A 20240-nucleotide genomic window follows, 5' to 3' on the forward strand; every position below is an offset into this window, starting at 1 on the left:
ATGAGCACCGAAGTTCGCGTCCCCACGCTGGGCGAATCCGTGACCGAAGCCACCGTCGCCACCTGGTTCAAGAAACCGGGCGATGCCGTGGCGCAGGATGAAATGCTCTGCGAGCTGGAAACCGACAAGGTCACCGTCGAAGTGCCCGCCCCCGCCGCTGGCACCATGGGCGAGATCGTCGCCGCCGAGGGCGACACCGTCGGCGTCGACGCCCTGCTCGCCACCATCGTCGCAGGCGATGCCAAACCCGCCGGCAACACGGGCTCGCCCAAGGATGACGCCCCCGCCGCCAAACCCGCCTCCGGTGGCGACGCGGCCAAAGGCAACACCGATGTCATGGTGCCGACGCTTGGCGAATCCGTGACCGAGGCGACCGTCTCCACCTGGTTCAAAAAGGTCGGCGACAGCGTGAGCCAGGACGAAATGCTCTGCGAGCTGGAAACCGACAAGGTCTCGGTCGAGGTCCCCGCCCCGGCGGCTGGCACCATCGTCGAAATCTTGGCCCAAGAAGGCGACACCGTGCAGGCCAATGGCCGTCTCGCGGTGCTCTCTGGCTCGGCCGATGGCACCATCACCCCCGACACCCGCCCCGAGGCCTCCGCCGCCGAGGCGGCCCCGGCCCCTGCTGCCTCCGACTCTGGCCGCTCGGATGTCGAGGACGCGCCCTCCGCCAAAAAAGCCATGGCCGAGGCCGGTCTCAACCGCGACCAGGTCACCGGCACTGGCCGCGATGGCCGCGTGATGAAGGATGACGTGGCCCGCGCCGCCGCCGCCGGTGCCGCCACCGGGGCCAGCGCTTCGGCCCCGGCTCCGGCCGCCGCCGCCCCGCGCGCCGTCTCGGCTGACGATGCCGCCCGCGAGGAACGGGTCAAGATGACCCGCCTGCGGCAGACCATCGCCCGCCGCCTCAAGGACAGCCAGAACACCGCCGCGATGCTCACCACCTATAACGAGGTGGACATGACCGAGGTCATGGCGCTGCGCAACGAGTACAAGGACCTGTTCCTGAAGAAACACGGCGTCAAACTCGGCTTCATGTCCTTCTTCACCAAGGCCTGCTGCCACGCGCTCAAAGAAGTGCCCGAGGTCAACGCCGAAATCGACGGCACCGACATCGTCTATAAGAACTTCGTGCATATGGGCATCGCCGCCGGCACCCCCACCGGCCTCGTCGTGCCGGTGATCCGCGACGCCGACAGTATGTCCTTCGCCGCCATCGAAAAGGCCATCGCCGAAAAAGGCGCCCGCGCCCGCGACGGCAAGCTCTCCATGGCGGAAATGCAGGGCGGCACCTTCACCATCTCCAACGGTGGCGTCTACGGCTCGCTGATGTCCTCGCCGATCCTCAACCCGCCGCAATCGGGCATCCTCGGCATGCACAAGATCCAGGACCGCCCGATGGCGATCAACGGCAAGGTCGAAATCCGCCCGATGATGTACCTGGCGCTGAGCTATGACCACCGCATCGTCGACGGCAAAGGCGCGGTCACCTTCCTCGTCCGCGTCAAAGAAGCGCTCGAAGACCCCCGCCGCCTGCTGATGGATCTGTAACCCTTGCGCAGGTCTCGTGACATCGGGCAGCGCCCGACCCTGGGAGGGCGTCTCACGCCCTCCCGTGAGGAGGCTCAGACCCCCCAATGACCCCCGAGCTCACCGCCCTCACCCTCGCCGGCCTCCTCCAGGGGCTGCAATTCCTCGCCTATTCGGTGCAGGCCAATCTCGACGTGGGCCCGGGCTATGCCATGTCGGCCCGCGACCGCGCGCCCTCGCGCCCGCTCTCGATCCATGGCGGGCGGCTGCAACGGGCGCTCACCAACCATTTCGAAGGGCTCATCCTCTTCACCATCGCGGTGCTGGTCACCACGCTGGCAGGCCAGTCCACCCCCTTCACCGCCGCCTGCGCCTGGATCTACCTCGCCGCCCGCCTGGCCTATGTGCCCGCCTATTACTTCGGCCTGCGCCCCTGGCGCTCGCTGGTCTGGGCCGTGGGGTTTCTCGCCACCATGGCCATGCTCTTCGCCGCGCTGCTATGATGCCGCCCAACGCCGCATCTTCTGGCGCGAAATATCCCGGGGGGTTCGGGGGGCTGGCCCCCCGTCCCGCCACTGACAAAAGGACCAAACCCAATGGCAAGCTATGACGTCATCGTAATCGGTGCAGGCCCCGGCGGCTATGTCGCCGCCATCCGCTGCGCGCAACTGGGACTGAAAACCGCCTGCGTCGAAGGCCGCGACACGCTCGGCGGCACCTGCCTCAACGTCGGCTGCATCCCGTCCAAGGCCCTGCTCCACGCCTCGCATATGCTGCATGAGGCGGAACACAACTTCGCCAAGATGGGGCTCAAGGGCAAATCCCCCTCGGTCGATTGGCCCGGCATGCTCGCCTATAAGGACGACGTCATCGGCCAGAACACCAAGGGCGTCGAGTTTCTCTTCAAGAAGAACAAGATCGACTGGCTCAAGGGCTGGGGCTCGATCCCCGAAGCGGGCAAGGTCAAGGTCGGCGACGAGGTCCATGAGGCCAAGAACATCATCATCGCCTCCGGCTCCGAGGCCGCCTCGCTCCCCGGTGTCGAGGTCGACGAGAAAATCGTCGTGACCTCCACCGGCGCACTCGAACTGCCCAAGGTGCCCAAGAAACTCGTGGTGATCGGCGCGGGCGTCATCGGGCTCGAACTGGGCTCGGTCTATGCCCGCCTCGGCTCTGAGGTCACGGTGATCGAATATCTCGACGCGGTCACCCCCGGCATGGATGCCGAGGTGCAGAAAACCGTGCAGCGCATGCTCAAGAAACAGGGCATGTCCTTCATCATGGGCGCCGCCGTGCAGAAAACCGAGGCCACCAAGACCAAGGCCAAGGTCCATTACAAGCTCCGCAAGGACGACAGCGAACATGTGCTCGACGCCGATGTGGTGCTCGTCGCCACCGGCCGCAAACCCTATACCGACGGTCTCGGGCTCGAGGCGCTCGGCGTCGAGATGTCCCAGCGCGGCCAGATCAAGACCGACGATCACTGGCAAACCAACGTCAAGGGCATCTATGCCATCGGCGACGCGATCGACGGGCCGATGCTCGCCCACAAGGCCGAGGACGAAGGCATGGCCGCCGCCGAGGTCATCGCCGGCAAGGCGGGCCATGTGAACTACGGCGTCATCCCCGGCGTGATCTACACCCACCCCGAGGTCGCCACCGTCGGCAAGACCGAGGACCAGCTCAAGGAAGAAGGCCGCGCCTATAAGGTCGGCAAGTTCTCCTTCATGGGCAATGGCCGCGCCAAGGCGGTCTTTGCGGGCGACGGCTTCGTGAAACTTCTGGCCGACAAGGACACCGACCGCATCCTTGGCTGCCACATCATCGGCCCGGGCGCCGGCGACCTGATCCACGAGGTCTGCGTCGCGATGGAATTCGGCGCCTCCGCCGAAGACCTCGCCATGACCTGCCACGCCCACCCGACCTATTCCGAGGCGGTGCGCGAGGCGGCGCTGGCCTGTGGCGACGGCGCGATCCACAGCTGATCCCGCCCCGCAAAACGAAATCAGGCGCCGGGGGTCCCCTCCGGCGCCTTTTTCATGCCCGCTGTTTCATGCCCGCTGTTTCATGCCCGATGTGCAAAGGTTAACGCGACCCGCTGTGGCCAAAAAACCCACTGTCGTCTTGCCGCCGTAATACCGACTGGATACCGACGTCCCAAATCGTGGTTAACGCGGGCCTCACCACAGGCTCTTGGCGGCGCGCTCCGGCCAGGCCGCATCATAGGCCGCGCCCCCCACTTCCCCATCGGTCTGCTCGGCCAGAATATCGCCCATGCTGGGCAGGCCCGCGCTCTCATCCGGCCCCCAGAGCCCGGCCCGCATCACCGCCCGCGCGCATTGGCTATAGATCTCGCCGATGCGGATCACGATCACCGATCTCGGCCGCCGCCCCCGGTCTTCGAACCGGCCACAGAGCGCCGCATCCACACTGATCCGCGCCCGCCCGTTGACCCGCACCACATTGGTCGATCCCGGCACCATGAACATCAACGACACGCGGTCATCCGTCACGATATTGCGCAGCGAATCCATACGGTCATTGCCCCGCCAATCGGGCATGAGCAGGGTTTGCTCATCGAGCTCGGTCACCACCGGGCCATCATCGCCGCGCGGGCTTCCGTCGGTGCCCTCCGGCCCCACGGTCGACAGCACGCAAAACCGCGATGCCATGATCCACTGGCGATAGAGCGGCGTCATCCGATGCGCCACCTTACGGATCGAGGCCGCGCCCGGCGTCCCATAGATCGCCTCGAGCGTCGCAATATCCTCAACCCAGTCCGTCATCGCCTAGCCCTCAAACCCTGCCTCGCGCGCCAGCCGCTCCGACGCGCCTTCCACCGCCTGCTCCAGCTCGGCCATAAAGGCCTCCTTGCTCTTGCCCGGCGCGATTTCGGGCAGGAACTCCACCACCGCCAGCCCCGGCTTGCGATAGATCCCCCGCTTCGGCCAGAACAGGCCGACATTCGTTGCCACCGGCACGCAGGGCTGGCCAAGTTCTTGATACAAAACGGCGGTTCCGACCTTATAGGGCGCCTTGACCCCGGGCGGGATGCGCGTGCCTTGCGGATAGATGATGAGCTGTCCGGGCGCGGCACGGCCCTTTTCGACATCGTTAACCATCTTCTTGATAGCCTGGCTGCGCTTGCCGCGATCCACCGGCACACAACCCAGCTTGAGCGCATATTGCCCGATGATCGGCGCATAGACCAATTCGCGCTTCATGATGAACTTTCCGGCAGGGATCGACATGAAGATGAGAATGATATCGAGAAAGGATTGATGCTTGGCCGCGATCATGACCTCACCTTGCGGTGGCGTGCCGCGCACCTCGGTGCGAATGCCCACCATCCAGCGCGCCGACCAGATGGCCCAGCGCGACCAGGCCTTGCAGGCGCCAATCGCGCCCCGGCGGCTGAGCAGGGCCCAAGGCAGGTACACAACCCCGATGGGCAGCATCATGAAATAGATCTGCATCACATAGATCAGCGACCGCAGCCATTGGAACGCATAGCTCATGCCATATTCTCCAACGTCCGCCGCGCCGCCGCCCGGGTCGCCGCATAGGCCACCCCGCCCGCTAGAAGCGGGATCAGCAGCGGCCAGAGCCAATGCCAGCCCTGAAAGCCAAGGCCGGTCAGGAACCCGCCCGCCACATCCGTGCTCGGCAGGATGAGCGTCGCCAGAACCCCGGCGATCATGCCGACGCCCGCCCCCATCAGCCCGCGCAGGGTGAACCGACGCTCAAACGCCTGCGCGATATAGCCATCCGTGGCCCCCACCAGCCGCAGCACCGAAATCACCTGCGCATTGGCCGAGAGCGCCGCATTCGCCGCCAGCGTGATCATCGCCGCCATCGTGCCGCCAATCAGGAGAAGCGACAGCCAGCCCAGCAGGCGCAGCCGTGACGCCGCCGAAATCAGCGGCTTGCGCCAGCGCGTATGATCGTCGAGCACCGCCCCCGGTGCCTCTGCCGAGAGCCGCAGCCGCAGCCCGTCCGCGTCATAGCCGTCGCCCTCTTCGATGATCTCGATGAGCCGCGGGATGGGCAGCCGCTCGACCGGCAGATCGGGGCCGAACCACGGCTCGAGCAGGGCCTTTTGTTCGTCACTGGTAAGCGTCCGCGCCGAGGCGATCCCCGGCGTCGTCTTGAGCACCTTGAGCGCGGCATCGGTCTGCGCCTGGATCTGCCCCTCAGGGGCCGAAATCCGCAGCGTCGAGGCCCGCGCCAGCTCGTCGCCCCAGCGATCCGCCAGCCGCGACGTGGCCAGCGACAAGGCCAGCGCAAACACCGCGAGAAAGGCCATCGCCCCGGCACTGAAAAGCGTCAGCCAGGCGGTGAACCCGGTCGGCGGCACAACCCGGTCCGCCTGGCTATCACCAATGATAAGCCCCGAGAAACGTTCGATAAATTGACCAAACAGCTCTTTCACAGATCCGCCCCCGCCAATTGCAGCCGCCGGTTTGAGATGCGCAGCACCCGCGCCTGAACCTGGCTCTTGGCGGCGCGGATCAGCCCGAGGTCATGGGTCGCGATCATCACCGTCTTGCCCATCCGGTTGAGCTCGATCAACAGCCGCAACAGCCGCTGCGACATCTCCCAATCGACGTTGCCGGTGGGCTCGTCGGCGAGGATCACATCGGGCGACATGATCACCGCCCGCGCCAGCGCCGCCCGCTGTCGTTCGCCCCCCGAGAGCTCTGGCGGCAGCGCCTCGGCCCGCGATTTGAGACCGACCCAATTTACCAGCTCGCGCAGGTTGGCCCCTTCATTGAGCATATCGCGCCCCGACACCGTCAGGGGCAGGGCGATGTTTTCCTCGACGCTGAGATGGTTGAGAAACTGGCAATCCTGATGCACCACCCCGATCCGCCGCCGCGCCAGCGCGATGTCGTCCCGGTCGAGCGATCGCACGTCCCGATCAAACAACTGCACCTGCCCCGCCGTCGGAAACAGCGCGCCATAGCACAGCTTCAGCAAGGTGGTTTTACCGGCCCCCGAAGGCCCGGTGAGGAAATGGAAAGACCCCGGCTGCAGTCGCAGCGATATGTCGCTGAGCAACTCGCCCCCGCCATAGCTATAGGCCACATTCTCAAGCTCGATCACACGCGCCCTTTCCCATCCTGCCCGTTTCCTAAATGCCTCAGAGCCGCGCCTCTTGCAATCGGGGGTCGCAAATCCTTTGCTCTTTTCCGCCAATCCTTTACACCTTATGGTGTTGGCAAGGACAAGACGGCCCGGGCAACGGGACCGGCCAAGAGGTTCAGACAGGTGATTTCATGCGACTGACCTGCCCCAATTGCGAGGCGACATATGAGGTGCCTGACGACGTGATCCCCGAAGCGGGACGCGACGTGCAATGCTCCAATTGCGGGGATACCTGGTTTCAGCACCACCCCGATCACCCACCGCAAACCGCCGATCACCCGCAGGACCATCCGTCTCAGGACGCCGACGATTATGACGACACGACTCTCGATGACGAGGAGGACGACCTGCCCGATCTCGGCCGCGGCTCCCCCGCCGCCGCAGGCTCGCCCCTCGCCTCGGAAGAGGACAGCGACGCAGACATCGCCCGCGACATGTGGCAAGACCCCGAACCCGAGGATCACGACGACGCCGCGAGCGACGCCCCCCTCGCCGGCCAGCCGCGCCGCGCCATCGATCCCGAGGTGCGCGGCATCCTGCAAGAAGAGGCCGAACGCGAAAGCCGCGCCCGCGCCGAAGAACGCGCCCGGCTCGAGACCCAGCCAGAGCTCGGCCTCGACGACGAGGACGAGACCAGCCGCCGCACCCGCGAGGCCCGCACCCGCATGGCCCGCCTGCGCGGCGAGCCGGACCCCGAGGATGACGCCGAAATCGCCAGCGCCACGATCGACCCGACCTCGCGCCGCGACCTGCTGCCAGATATCGACGAAATCAACTCGTCCCTGCGCTCCGAAGGCGAAGCCGCGGCGGGCAGTTTCAACGAAGATGACTACCCGGCCCTGCCACCCCGCAAACGCGGCGGTTTTCGCTTTGGCTTCTTCCTGATCCTCATCCTCGCCGGGCTTGGCCTGCTGGCCTATATGCTGGCGCCGATGATCAAGGAAAACGTCCCGCAATCGGCCGATCTGGTCGATGCCTACGTCGCCCAAGTCGACAGTTTCCGGCTCTGGCTCGACGATCAGGCGCGGCTCTTGCTGGCCTGGCTCGACAGCAAATCGGGCAGCGGCGCGGGGGAATAACCCGCGCCCGAAAACGCGGTCTGGACGCCGCCCAACCGCCGCTTTATAACGCCCTCATGTTGCGGATAGACGCGATCATTATTCGAATTACCTGCCCGGCGCTCTGATCCAGACGAGCCGCCGGGACAAGGCGTATGGACCTTTCCGCGCCGCCCCAGACCTGACCCTCCGACCTATCGAACCGAAGGACGCCGTTTAATGTGCGCCGCTGACACCCAGACGCCCGACTACAAAGACACCCTGAACCTGCCCGAAACCAATTTCCCGATGCGCGCGGGCCTGCCCAAGCGCGAGCCGGAATGGCTCGCCCGCTGGCAAAAGCTCGACGTGTATCACCGCCTGCGTCAGGCCGAGGGGCGCAAGCCCTTCACCCTGCATGACGGCCCCCCCTATGCCAACGGCCATCTGCATATCGGGCACGCGCTCAACAAGACGATCAAGGACATGATCGTCCGCTCGCATCAGATGATGGGCTTTGACGCGCGCTACATCCCCGGCTGGGATTGTCACGGGCTTCCGATCGAATGGAAGATCGAGGAACAATACCGCAAGAAGGGCCGCGACAAGGATCAGGTGCCGATCAACGATTTCCGCGCCGAATGCCGCAAATTCGCCGATGAATGGGTCGATGTGCAGCGTCAGGAATTCAAGCGTCTGGGCATCACCGGCAATTGGGAAAAACCCTATCTCACGATGGATTTCCACGCCGAGCGGGTGATCGCCGAAGAGTTCATGAAGTTCCTCATGAACGGCACGCTCTATCAGGGCTCTAAGCCCGTCATGTGGTCGCCCATCGAAAAGACCGCGCTGGCCGAGGCCGAGGTCGAGTATCACGACAAGGAAAGCTTTACCATCTGGGTGAAGTTCAAGGTCGTGAATGGCGGCGATCTTGATGGCGCGCAGGTCGTCATCTGGACCACCACCCCCTGGACCATCCCGTCGAACAAGGCCGTGGTCTATGGCAAGGACATTGCCTATGGGCTCTACGAGGTCACTGGCACGCCGGACGAATGCTGGGCCAATGTCGGCGACCGCTATCTGCTGGCCGACAATCTGGCCGCCGATGTCTTTGGCCGTGCGCGTCTTGGCGATGACCAATGGACACGCCTGCGCGACGTCACCACGGACGAGCTCGCCAGCCTCTCGCTACAGCACCCGCTGGCCGGGGCCGAAGGCGGTGAGGGCGAATGGGATGACCTTCGCGACTTCCGCGCGGCGGAGTTCGTGACCGACACCGAAGGCACGGGTTTCGTCCATTGCGCGCCCTCGCACGGGATGGAGGAGTACGAGCTCTACCGCGATCTCGGGATGCTCGAGCAGGTGATCACCTATAACGTGCTCGACGACGGGTCTTTCCGGCCCGGCCTGCCCTTCTTTGGCGGCAAATACATCCTCAATCGCAAGGGCGGCGAGGGTGATGCCAACAAGACGGTGATCGACAAGCTCGTCGAGGTCGGCGGGCTGCTCGCGCGTGGCAAGATCAAACACAGCTACCCGCACAGCTGGCGCTCCAAGGCACCGGTGATCTATCGCAACACGCCGCAATGGTTTGCCGCCATCGACAAGGTGGTCGGCGATGGGCTCGACACCCATGGCAAGACCATCCGCGAACGCGCCCTGACCGAGATCGACAATGTGAACTGGGTGCCGCGCACCGGCCGCAACCGGCTCTATTCGATGATGGAGGCGCGCCCCGATTGGGTGCTCAGCCGTCAGCGGGCCTGGGGCGTGCCGCTCACCTGTTTCACCAAGAAGGGCGCGCTGCCCACCGAGGAGGATTTCCTGCTCCGCAACCCCGAGGTCAATGCCCGCATCGCCGAGGCCTTTGAGGTCGACGGCGCCGATGTCTGGTATCAGGACGGCGCCAAAGAGCGGTTCCTCGGCGGTATCGTGAACCCCGAGGATTACGACCAGGTCTTTGACATTCTCGACGTCTGGTTCGACAGCGGCTCGACCCATGCCTTTGTGCTGCGCGACCGCGAGGACGGCACCGAGGATGGCATCGCCGATGTCTATATGGAAGGCACCGACCAACACCGGGGCTGGTTCCATTCGTCGCTTCTGCAATCGGTGGGCACCACCGGCCGCGCGCCCTATCGCAACGTGGTGACCCATGGCTTCACGCTCGATGAAAAGGGCCTGAAGATGTCGAAATCCATCGGCAACACCATCGTGCCGCAGCAGGTGGTCGACCAATATGGCGCCGACATCCTGCGGCTCTGGGTGGCCCAGACCGACTATACCGCAGATCAGCGGATCGGGCCGGAGATCCTCAAAGGCACCGCCGACAGCTATCGCCGTCTGCGCAACACGATGCGCTTCATGCTCGGCGCGCTGGCGCATTTCGACGAGAGCGACCGGGTCGAGGCCGAGGCCATGCCCGAGCTCGAACAATGGGTGCTGCACCGTCTCGCCGAGCTCGATCACAAGGTCCGCAAGGGCTATGGCGCCTATGACTTCCAGGGCGTGTTCCAGGCGCTGTTCCAGTTCTGCACCGTCGATCTGTCGGCCTTCTATTTCGACATCCGCAAGGACGTGCTCTATTGCGATGGCGACAGCGCCGAACGCCGGGCCGCGCGCACCGTGCTCGACCTGCTGTTCCACCGCCTGACCACATGGCTCGCGCCGATCCTCGTCTTCACCATGGAAGAGGTCTGGCTGTCGCGCTTCCCCGGTGACGAGAGCTCGGTCCATCTCATCGATATGCCGGCGACCCCCGCCGATTGGCTCAACGAGCCGCTGGCGGCGAAATGGGCGCAGGTGCGCCGCGCCCGCCGTGTCGTCACCGCCGCGCTCGAAGTGCAGCGGACCGAGAAGGTCATCGGCTCGTCGCTCGAGGCCGCACCGGTGGTGCATGTGCGCGAACCGCAAACGCTGGCGATCTTGAAGTCGGTGCCGTTCGAGGATATCTGCATCACTTCGGACATCTCGCTGACCAAGGACCCGAGCCCGTCGGAAGCCTTCCGCATGCCCGAGACCGATGGCATCACCGTGGTGTTCGAGACGGCCGAAGGCGGCAAATGTCAGCGCTGCTGGAAGATCCTGCCCGATGTCGGCACGCATAAACATGCGGACACCTGCAAACGCTGCTCGGACGCGCTGGGCTAAGCCCTAAGCGTCACGCCACAGCACAAGATAAAAGCCCCCGGAGCCATGCGGCGCCGGGGGCTTTTTCATGTCTGGTTTGGCGTGGCTGACCTTAGTCGGTCTTCCATTCCCAGGGCCGGGTAAAGGCACCGAGCACCCCGCTCACAGCCGCGTCATCCGCGCCGTCGCCGGTCGCCTCGAGCCGCGCCACGAGGCCGCGTTTCTTGTCGTCGATGACCTCGGCCACCCGCGCCGCGACCCCGGCCTCGGCCAGCGCCGCGTCATAGACCCGGGTGATCGCCCGCTTGCGCAGATCGGGTTTGAACACCTTGCCCACAGCGGTCTTGGGCAGCTCGTCGAGGATCTCGATATGCTTGGGCAGGGCCGCGCGTTCCTTGACATGGGTTTTGCAGATCTCGGCCAGATCGGCCTCTGTCGCTTCGGCCCCCTCGACCAGTTCGACATAGACGCAGGGCAGTTCGCCGGAATGAGCGTCGGGCTGACCGATGGCCCCGGCCATGGCGACCGCATCATGCGCCATCAACGCCTCTTCGATCTCGGCGGGGTCGATGTTATGGCCGCCGCGAATGATCAGATCCTTGGCCCGGCCAGTGATCCAGAGATAGCCATCGCCGTCGAGCCGTCCGAGATCGCCGGTGCGCAGATACTCGTCGAAATAGTAGAGATCGGCGTTTTTCTCGGCCTCGGTATAGGTGTGGCCAGCATAGACGCCGGGGCTCGAAATGCAGATCTCGCCCACCTCGTCGGCGGCGCATTCGACCGGGCCGTTGGGAGTGTTCTTGACGATTTTTACATCCGTATGCGGGAAGGGCACCCCGACCGAGCCCACCTTCTTTTCGCCCTCGGGCGGGTTGCAGGACACAAGGCAGGTCGCCTCGGTCAGGCCATAGCCTTCGATCACCTTCATGTTGGTCGCGCTCTCGAACCGTTTGAAGAGTTCAAGCGGCATCGGCGCGCTGCCGGAAAACGCGTTGCGCACGGTCGAGAGATCGGCGTCCACCGGGCGCTGCATCAGGGCCGAAACGGCGGTGGGCACGGTGATCACAAAACTGATTTTCCAGCGCTCGCAGAGCTTCCAGAAATTGTCGAAAACGCCGTCGCCGCGATAGCCCGCGGGCGTCGGAAAGACCACATGCGCGCCGGATTTGATCATCGCCATCAAGATCACATGGCAGGCGAAAACGTGGAAGAGCGGCAGCGGGCACATGACGTTGTCATGCTCGGTGAAGAGCAGTTTATGCCCGATCCAGCCATTGTAGACGAGCCCGTCATAGCGGTGCTGGGCGACCTTCGGCATGCCGGTGGTGCCGCCGGTGTGGAAATAGGCGGCGACCCGGTCCCCGGCGCTGTCGGGGAAATCGAGGCTCTTGTTCTGGCGCGCGATTTCCTTGTTGAAATCGCGGCAATCGGCGGGGCGCGGACCCGGCACCTTGGGCCGGATCAGCGGCACGATCCAGCTCTTGGGCGGGCTGAGATAGCGGTTGAGGTCGATCTCGAGCACGGTTTTGACATTGGGCGCCTGGGCCGCAGCAAGGGCGGTTTTCTGGGCGATGTCGGTCTTGGGGAAGGCGCGCAGGGTGACGACGACGCGGGCGTTGGTTTCGCGCAAGATGGCGCCGATCTGTTCGGCGTCGAGCAGCGGGTTGATCGGGTTGACGATCCCGGCCACCGCCGCGCCGATGGTGGCGATGGCGGTTTCCATGCTGTTCGGCAGGACGAGGGCCACGACGTCGTTTTCGCCGATGCCGAGGCTGCGGAACAGGTTCGCGGCCTGACAGACCTTGGCGTGGAACTCGGACCAGCTCAGCGTTTCGGCGGGGTCCTTGGGGCCCGACATGAGCTGATAGCTGATGGCGGGGCGGTCGGGAAAGGCCTCGGCGGTATTGCGCAGCATCTGATAGAGCGTGCGCGGGTTGTCGAGCTGATCCCAGCTGCCTTCTGCCTCGATATCGAGCACGTCCTGACGTGTCGTGAAACTCATCCTAATCTCCTCCCCTGCGCGGTCGTTGCCGCGCGATCTCTACTGCGTCCAGCATGGGCAAGCTTTTCATTCCGCGCAAGTTTTACGCAGCGTTGTCACATATGCGGGCCCCAGCATCCCATGCCAAGGGTAGATATCTGATTTGGGTCCCCGGGAATTGACTTGACTAAATTAGTCGGACTCTCCAGAGAGGGTTCCGAGTATTTTAGTCGGAAAAGCAAGGAATCGCTATGAACTGCCTGACTTTCGCCCGCCGTGCCAGCGCTGCTGTTGCATTGGCCGCCCTTGGCACCACCGCAATGGCCGACGAGGTCAATGTCTATTCGAGCCGCCATTACGATTCGGACGATGCGCTCTATGCCAAGTTCACCGAGCAAACCGGCATCACCGTGAACCGTATCGAAGGCGAGGCCGACGAGCTCATCGCGCGGCTCAGCGCCGAGGGCGACAACAGCCCCGCCGATGTGTTCATCACCGTCGACATCGGTCGCATGGGCCGGGCCGAAGAGGCCGGCGTCCTGCAGGCGGTCGAATCCGACGTGATCGCCGATGCCGTGCCCAAGCACCTGCGCGACCCCGAGAACATGTGGTTCGGCGTGTCGCAGCGCGCGCGCATCATCTTCTACGCCAAGGACCGCGTCGAGAACCCGCCGCGCAGCTATGAAGAGCTGGCCGATCCGAGCCTCAAGGGCCAGATCTGCATCCGCTCGTCCAAGAACATCTACAACCAATCGCTGCTGGCCTCGCTGATCGAAGCCAATGGCGAAGAGGCTGCCAAGGACTGGGCCGCCGGGATCGTTGCCAACATGGCGCGTGACCCCGAAGGTGGCGACACCGATCAGCTCCGCGGTCTCGTGTCGGGCGAATGCGATATCGCCGTGGCGAACCATTATTACTTCCTGCGCGGCTACGACAAGGATGTCGAAGGTCTGACCTCGGGCATCGACGGTATCGGCTGGGTCTGGCCCAACCAGAGCGACCGTGGCGCGCATCTCAACCTCGCCGCTGCTGCGATGACGAAATCGGCCCCGAATGCCGAGGCCGCGAAAACCTTCCTCGAATTCCTGACCAGCGAATTTGCGCAGCAGCATTTCGCCAGCCAGAACAACGAATACCCGGCGGTTCCGGGTGTGGGCCTCGACGAGGACACCGCGCGCCTGGGCTTCTTCATTCCCGACACGGCGACCAACACCGCGTCGTTCGGGGATAATGCCGCCAAGGCACAGGCGATCTTTAACGAGGTCAACTGGAAGTAAGCCGCAAAAGCTTTAACGAGCAGTAAAGCGTCGGGGCCCTGCCCCGGCGTTTTTCAATTTGAGGCCACTTGTTTGCCAAGTTCGAAACCGGCGGCGATCTGGCGCACCTTGGCCTTTGGCCCAGGTGCATCGAGATTATAGAGCTCGGGTCTCTGCGCCAGATAGGTGCGCCAATTCTTTGCTGGAAGACTGCCCGTGCTGATCCCATGTCGTTCACGCATCCGCCCGCCCAGCATTCCGATCTGAAGACCCTGCCCGTTGGGTTGAAGTTCCAAAATCAGTTCGCGGACCTTCCAATCGGTCTTTGTCGGCTGACGCGGAGCCGACGCCGGGGCGGGCACCTTCACGGGCGGGAAGGACGTAAAAGCGACGACAGATGCGCGCGGCTGAACAGATGCGCCGCCCTGCCCCAGCCCGATCACCTCGAAACCGCTACAGGCGGCGCGAAAGCCCTTGGGGGCCTTGCTCTCTCCCAGGCCGAGAACATGACAGTCATGATCGAGAAGCCGCTGCGCGAGATGGCTGAAATCGCCATCCGAGGTGACAATGACAAACTGGCGTTTGCCGTCCCGGAGCGCCAGTTCCAAGGCGTCGATCGACAGCAGAAGATCGGCTGCGTTCTTGCCCGTGCCGGCGTGCATCACGCGAAATCCATGCGCCTCGTGCCAGCCGGAATTGCCCTGTGCATCGGTATAGACCCGGCAGGTCGTGATGTCGCCCAGTCGGGCGGCCTTTGTCCGAATCAGGTCGGCATGGGAGGCGCTGATATTGTCCCCATCCACCAACACCACAACCTTGGTCATACCGTTCACCTCTCAAATCGACATCTTAAAATATGCCGAACTGAGTAGCGCCCCATCTGGACAGAAATGGGGCGAGGATAGGCCGGTTTCTAGCTCTCGGGCAGGCGCAGCACGGCGCCGGGGTTCATGATGCCGCGCGGGTCGAGGGCGGATTTGATGGCGCGCATGGCGGCGAGCTTGGCCGGGTCGCCGTAATGTTCGAGATCGCCCACCTTGAGCCGTCCGACGCCGTGCTCGGCGCTGAACGAGCCGCCGAGCTCGGCCACCAGATCATGCAGCGCGCGCGAGATGGCGGGGGCCTCGGCGCGGTAGGCATCGCGGCTCTCGCCCTCGGGCGGGAAGATGTTGTAATGCAGGTTGCCGTCGCCGAGATGGCCAAAGCAATTGATCCGGTAGGGGCCGAGATCCGCCACCAGCGCGGCGCCGCGGCGGATGAATTCGGGCAGCTCGCCGAGCGGCAGGGCGATGTCATGCGAGGCGATGGCGCCGATGCGGCGGTTGCCCTCGGGGATATGTTCGCGCATGTCCCAGAGCGCGTCGCGCTGGGCCTGTGACTGAGCCACCACGCCATCATGGACGAGATCGGCCTCGAAGCCTTCGGCGAAGAGCGTCTCGAGCGCCTCGGCGGGGTCGAGCCCGCGCGGCAGTCCGACCTCGATCAGCACCGACCATTCCGGCGGCTCGTCGAGCGGCTGGCGCACGTCGGGGAGGGTCTGGCGCAGGAAGTCGAGCCCCTGGCGGTGGATGATCTCGAAGGCGCTCACCCCCGAGCCCATCTGCGCCTGGGCCATGTCGAGCAGCGCCAGCGCGGCATCGGGATCGCGCACCGCCATCAGCGCCGTGCCCTCGCCTGCAGGCACCGGGACGAGGCGCAGCGCGGCGGCGGTGATCACCCCGAGCGTGCCCTCGGCGCCGATCAGCAGGTTGCGCAGATCATAGCCGGTGTTGTCCTTGCGCAGGCGTTTGAGCCCGTGCCAGATCGTGCCGTCAGGCAGCACCCCCTCGAGCCCGAGACAGAGGTCGCGGGCATTGCCGTAGCGCAGCACATTCACCCCGCCCGCATTGGTCGACAGGATGCCGCCGATCCGGGCGGTGCCCTTGGCCGCGAGGCTCAGCGGATAGAGCCGGTCGGCCCCGGCGGCGGCGTCATGGATGTCCGACAGGATGGCGCCGGCCTCGACGATCATCGTGTTCTCGCTCGGGTGGATGGCGCGGACGCGGGTCATCCGCTCGAGGCTCAGCACCACGGGGGCGGGGCCCTCGGGCATGACCTGTCCGCCGACCAGCCCGGTGCCGCCGCCATAGGGCACCACGCCGACGCCTGCCGCATGGGCGATGCGGAGCGTTGTGGCGACCTCTTCGGTGGAGGCGGGGGCGACGATCACCCCGGCCTGTCCCTGCCAACGGCCACGGGGCTCTTCGACGTAATGCGGGGCCGGCTCGCGGAAGGCGGAGGCGGGGAGTTCGGCGGCGAGGCGGGCGCGGAAGGCGGGATCGGCGGGGGCAAGTGTCATGACAAATTTCTAGCCAGATCACGGCGGGTTGGAAAGCCAGAACTATGGCCAAATGGAGGGTCGGTTTTGCGTCGGTATCGCGGCGGCAGGACGGCGGTGCGCCTTGGCCGAAAACGCCCCGAAATGTCCTGTCGGCAGCACGTCGGTATCGCGTCGGTATTGCGACAGTGTGGATTTTGGCCCGACCAAGCCCCCCAAAACCGCGCCCCAGCCCCCGGCCCAGCCCCAGCGCCGCCCAGCGTACGGAGGGTTAACAAAATCCTGACGCCTGAGGGGGAGGCTGATCCCACTGAACGCTCCGAAGCAACAGGAGGCGACGAAAAGGCATGACGACACAGGCATATGGCGATGACGGGTTGGGGCTCAGCACCTCGATCCGGCGGCTGGAGCAACAGCTCAGCGACATGACCCGGGACCTGGAACGGATACAGAGCAAGCTGCGCGACGGGCCGCCCGAAATCCTGGGCAACTCGGGGCGGTTGATTTCGGACATACGGCAATGGTTGCGCATTGCCTTTGAAGCGGAGGCGGACCTTGAAAGACGCAAGACACGAGACACAGACACCAGTGCCGCAACGGCGCTCGACCTCGACGCAGCACGGCATTCGATCGGGTGCCGATTGGATCGCCTCCGGCGGGCCTGTGCGGCAGGAGAGGTTCCTCAACAGCCTGAGTGACGCGGAAATTCTCGCGCTGCCCTATCTTTTCGAGTTCTGGGCGCTGCCGCATCAGATGCCGCCGGAAGGTAAATGGAAGACCTGGGCCATCATGGGCGGGCGTGGCGCGGGCAAGACGCGCGCCGGGGCCGAATGGGTGCGCGCCGCCGTGGAGGGTGCGACGCCCGGCGCGCCGGGGCGGTGCCGACGGATCGCCCTTGTCGGCGAGACGGTCGATCAGGTGCGCGAGGTCATGATCTTTGGCGAGAGCGGCATTCTGGCCTGTTCGCCCCCGGATCGTCGCCCGGAATGGCAGGCGAGCCGTCGCCGGCTGGTCTGGCCCAACGGGGCAGAGGCGGCGGTGTTTTCGGCGCATGATCCCGAGGCGCTGCGCGGGCCGCAGTTCGATGGCGCGTGGCTCGACGAGATGGCCAAGTGGAAGAAGGCGCGGGCGACATGGGACATGCTGCAATTCGCGCTGCGGCTGGGCGACGATCCGCAGATTTGCGTGACCACCACGCCGCGCAATGTCGGCGTTCTTAAGGATGTGCTGGCGGCGCCGAGCACCGTTGTGACGCAGGCCCCGACCGAGGCCAACCGGGCGCATCTGGCCGAGAGCTTTCTCGCCGAGGTGCGGGCGCGCTATGTCGGCACGCGGCTAGGGCGGCAGGAGCTTGACGGGATATTGCTCGAAGAGGCGGAAGGCGCGCTCTGGAGCCTCGCCGCGCTCGATGCGGCGCGGGTGAGCGAGCTGCCCGAGCTGAGCCGCATCGTCGTGGCGGTCGATCCGCCGGTGACGGGTCATGCCGGGTCGGATGAATGCGGCATCATCGTCGTGGGCGTCGATCAAAGCGGGCCGGTGCAGGAGTGGCGGGCCTATGTGCTGGCCGATCGGTCGGTGAGCGGGATGAGCCCCACCGGCTGGGCCGGGGCGGCGATCCGCGCCATGGAGGAGTTCGGCGCCGACAAGATGGTCGCCGAGGCCTACAAGGACATGCGCAACTGGTGGCGGAACGGCCATCACGACCGGATCGACGGGGTACGCCAAGCGGTACCGACGCCCTGGGTGCCGAAGTCGAAGCCAATCCGCTTTACCGAGTTCGGCTGTGCGGCGGTGGACAAGGGCAGCAACCAGCCCAACAAGTTTCTCGACCCGAAATCCTCGGAATCGAGCCTGCCATATTTCTCGGACGGCTATCGCGACGATTACATTCAGGCGCAATATCTGCGGGCAATGGTCGAATACTGGTCGGCGCCCGAGAACAATCCGCAATCGGTCGAATATGACGGGCCGATGATCGACATGGATCATGCTTATGCCTGGGCCTGGGATGCGCGGCCCTATCCGGCCTTTCCCAATGCCCGTGCGCTCTGGTCCGATGGGGAGAATTATGCGCAGGGTCACTGGCTCAACGGGCGGGTGTCGCAGCCCGCGCTGGCCGCCGTCGTGCAAGAGATCGCGCGCCGCGCCGGGGTGCAGCATCTCGATGTGAGCCGCCTTGAGGGTGTGGTGCGCGGCTATGCCAGCGAAGAGGTGAGCGACGCGCGGGCGCTTTTGCAGCCGCTCATGCTGCGCTATGGGTTCGATGCGGTGGAACGCGGCGGGTGCCTCAGCTTTCGGATGCGCGATGGGGAGAGCGATCATCTGCTCAGTGACGAGGATCTGGTGCGCGATGAAGAGGGGGGCAGCACCCTCGAAGAGACCCGCGCCAATGCCGCCGAGATCGCCGGGCGGGTGCGGCTTCGGTTCATCGAGGCGGATGCGGATTTCGAGGTGATCGCCGAGGAATCGATCCTGCCGGACGATGCGACCCACACTGTCTCGACCTCGGAAATGCCGCTGGCCATGACCCGGGGCGAAGGGCGCGCGACGGTCGAACGCTGGCTCTCGGAGGCGCGGGTGGCGACCGATACGCTGCGCTTTGCCCTGCCGCTGTCGCGGGCCGAGATCGGCGCGGGCGATGTCGTGTCGCTGGCAGAGGCCGGGCGCACCGGGCATTTCCGCATCGACCGGGTCGAGCAGTTTGCCAGCCAGCAGATGATCGAAGCGGTGCGGATCGAGCCGGAATCCTATCGCCCGCAGATGATCGAGGATCTGCCGCCGGGCAGCCGCAGCTTTACCGCGCCGGTGCCGGTGCTGCCGCTCTTCCTCGATCTGCCGCTGATGACCGGGGCCGAGACGCCCCATGCGCCGCATCTCGCCGTGGGGGGCGAGCCTTGGCCGGGGGCGGCGGCGCTCTATGCCTCGGACAGTGACGCCAATTATCAGCTCAACCATCTGACCGAGTTGCGGGCGCGGATCGGCGTCACGCAGACCCCGCTGGCGCGGGCCAGCAAGGGGCTCTGGGATCGTGGGGAGGGGCTCACCGTCAGGATGGTGCATGGCACGCTCGACAATGTGCCGGAGGCGGATCTTCTGTCGGGGGCCAATCTCTGTGCCATTGGCGATGGCACGCCCGAGGGCTGGGAGCTCATGCAATTTGCCGAGGCCGAGCTTGTCGCCAGCAACACCTATATCCTGCGCCACAGGCTGCGCGGGCAACTTGGCACCGATGCGGCTGTGCCGGATCATTGGCCGGTGGGCAGCTATCTGGTGATGCTCGACGGGCTGCCGGCGCAGATCGCCCTGCCCGAGGCGGCGCGCGGACGCGCCCGGCATTACCGGATCGTCCCGGCCGGTCGGCCCGTGGATGACCCGTCCTATCAGCATGCGGTGATCGCCTTTGAGGGGCTGGGGCTGCGGCCACGGTCGCCGGTGCATCTGCGGGCACGCCGGGCAGCAGGCGATGTGACGCTCAGCTGGATCCGCCGAACGCGGATCGATGGCGACCGCTGGGACACGCCAGATGTGCCCATGGGCGAAGAGCAGGAGCTCTATGCCATTCGGGTGCGGCAGGGGGAAACCGTGCTGCGCGATGCGATGAGCGAGAGCCCCGCCTGGACCTATGCCCAGAGCGCGCAGGCGGCGGATGGGGCGAGCGGCACGGTCACGATCGAGGTGGCGCAGGTGTCGGGCCGGTTCGGTGCGGGGGCTTGGGCGGGCCTAGAGCTGACGCTCTAGCCGCTGGGGCGAACAGCAAACAACCAGACGGCGCGGCGGGGCAGATCCCAGCCGCGCCGCATCCTATCTGAAAATTGGTCATTCATATCGTTGATTTATCCGAT

At 65.2% G+C, this 20240-nt stretch carries 13 protein-coding genes and 1 pseudogene; 7 read left to right on the top strand and 7 right to left on the bottom strand.

Annotated elements, in window-relative coordinates:
• From odhB to lpdA, 3 genes are all read left to right on the top strand, one after another.
• A complete protein-coding gene (gene odhB / locus WA237_RS03065) occupies window positions 1–1551 on the top strand; it encodes a 2-oxoglutarate dehydrogenase complex dihydrolipoyllysine-residue succinyltransferase (RefSeq protein WP_336096636.1) in 1551 nt (516 codons plus the stop codon).
• A gap of 86 nt (window positions 1552–1637) precedes the next feature.
• Window positions 1638–2033 (top strand): MAPEG family protein, encoded by a 396-nt coding sequence (locus tag WA237_RS03070; RefSeq protein ID WP_216015156.1) that lies wholly within the window; start codon window positions 1638–1640, stop codon window positions 2031–2033.
• 93 nt (window positions 2034–2126) lie between these two features.
• Window positions 2127–3515, top strand: a complete 1389-nt coding sequence (lpdA, locus tag WA237_RS03075; protein ID WP_009813041.1) for a dihydrolipoyl dehydrogenase — start codon at window positions 2127–2129, stop codon at window positions 3513–3515.
• 195 nt (window positions 3516–3710) lie between these two features.
• Here the strand turns inward: lpdA and WA237_RS03080 are convergent, their stop codons facing one another.
• Genes WA237_RS03080 through WA237_RS03095 form a run of 4 tightly spaced genes read right to left on the bottom strand, consistent with a single transcriptional unit; the run spans window position 3711 to window position 6636 of the window.
• Window positions 3711–4316, bottom strand: coding sequence for a pyridoxamine 5'-phosphate oxidase family protein (locus tag WA237_RS03080; protein ID WP_336096637.1), 606 nt, complete (start codon window positions 4314–4316; stop codon window positions 3711–3713).
• Between the two features lie 3 nt (window positions 4317–4319).
• A complete protein-coding gene (locus WA237_RS03085; protein ID WP_216015159.1) occupies window positions 4320–5048 on the bottom strand; it encodes a lysophospholipid acyltransferase family protein in 729 nt (242 codons plus the stop codon).
• The gene (locus WA237_RS03090; RefSeq protein WP_336096638.1) at window positions 5045–5962 is read right to left on the bottom strand and encodes a cell division protein FtsX; all 918 of its coding nucleotides are present in this window, start codon (window positions 5960–5962) and stop codon (window positions 5045–5047) included. The genes WA237_RS03085 and WA237_RS03090 overlap by 4 nt, the downstream gene beginning before the upstream one ends.
• The gene (locus WA237_RS03095; protein ID WP_009813045.1) at window positions 5959–6636 is read right to left on the bottom strand and encodes a cell division ATP-binding protein FtsE; all 678 of its coding nucleotides are present in this window, start codon (window positions 6634–6636) and stop codon (window positions 5959–5961) included. The genes WA237_RS03090 and WA237_RS03095 overlap by 4 nt, the downstream gene beginning before the upstream one ends.
• Window positions 6637–6809: 173 nt before the next feature.
• On the opposite strand from WA237_RS03095, the gene WA237_RS03100 reads away from it, so the two are divergent.
• A complete protein-coding gene (locus tag WA237_RS03100) occupies window positions 6810–7757 on the top strand; it encodes a zinc-ribbon domain-containing protein (RefSeq protein ID WP_336096639.1) in 948 nt (315 codons plus the stop codon).
• 198 nt (window positions 7758–7955) lie between these two features.
• Window positions 7956–10865: an isoleucine--tRNA ligase gene (gene ileS / locus WA237_RS03105; RefSeq protein ID WP_336096640.1), complete on the top strand. Its 2910-nt coding sequence runs from the start codon at window positions 7956–7958 to the stop codon at window positions 10863–10865.
• Between the two features lie 91 nt (window positions 10866–10956).
• Here the strand turns inward: ileS and WA237_RS03110 are convergent, their stop codons facing one another.
• On the bottom strand, window positions 10957–12846 hold the full coding sequence (locus WA237_RS03110; RefSeq protein ID WP_336096641.1) for an acyl-CoA synthetase: 1890 nt from the start codon (window positions 12844–12846) through the stop codon (window positions 10957–10959).
• 230 nt (window positions 12847–13076) lie between these two features.
• Here WA237_RS03110 and WA237_RS03115 point away from each other — a divergent pair, with 230 nt between their 5' ends.
• Window positions 13077–14102, top strand: a complete 1026-nt coding sequence (locus WA237_RS03115; RefSeq protein WP_336096642.1) for an extracellular solute-binding protein — start codon at window positions 13077–13079, stop codon at window positions 14100–14102.
• A gap of 53 nt (window positions 14103–14155) precedes the next feature.
• Here WA237_RS03115 and WA237_RS03120 read toward each other — a convergent pair whose 3' ends face one another.
• Together WA237_RS03120 and WA237_RS03125 are read right to left on the bottom strand one after the other, a co-directional pair.
• Window positions 14156–14905: an NYN domain-containing protein gene (locus WA237_RS03120; RefSeq protein WP_336096643.1), complete on the bottom strand. Its 750-nt coding sequence runs from the start codon at window positions 14903–14905 to the stop codon at window positions 14156–14158.
• A gap of 89 nt (window positions 14906–14994) precedes the next feature.
• On the bottom strand, window positions 14995–16419 hold the full coding sequence (locus WA237_RS03125; RefSeq protein ID WP_336096644.1) for an FAD-binding oxidoreductase: 1425 nt from the start codon (window positions 16417–16419) through the stop codon (window positions 14995–14997).
• Window positions 16420–17196: 777 nt separating this feature from the next.
• On the opposite strand from WA237_RS03125, the pseudogene WA237_RS03130 reads away from it, so the two are divergent.
• Window positions 17197–20136 (top strand): annotated as a pseudogene (locus tag WA237_RS03130) (baseplate multidomain protein megatron); the annotation flags it as partial.
• Window positions 20137–20240: the final 104 nt, after the last annotated feature.

The sequence above is a fragment of the Roseovarius sp. CH_XMU1461 genome (assembly GCF_037027165.1).
Lineage (GTDB): Bacteria > Pseudomonadota > Alphaproteobacteria > Rhodobacterales > Rhodobacteraceae > Roseovarius > Roseovarius nubinhibens.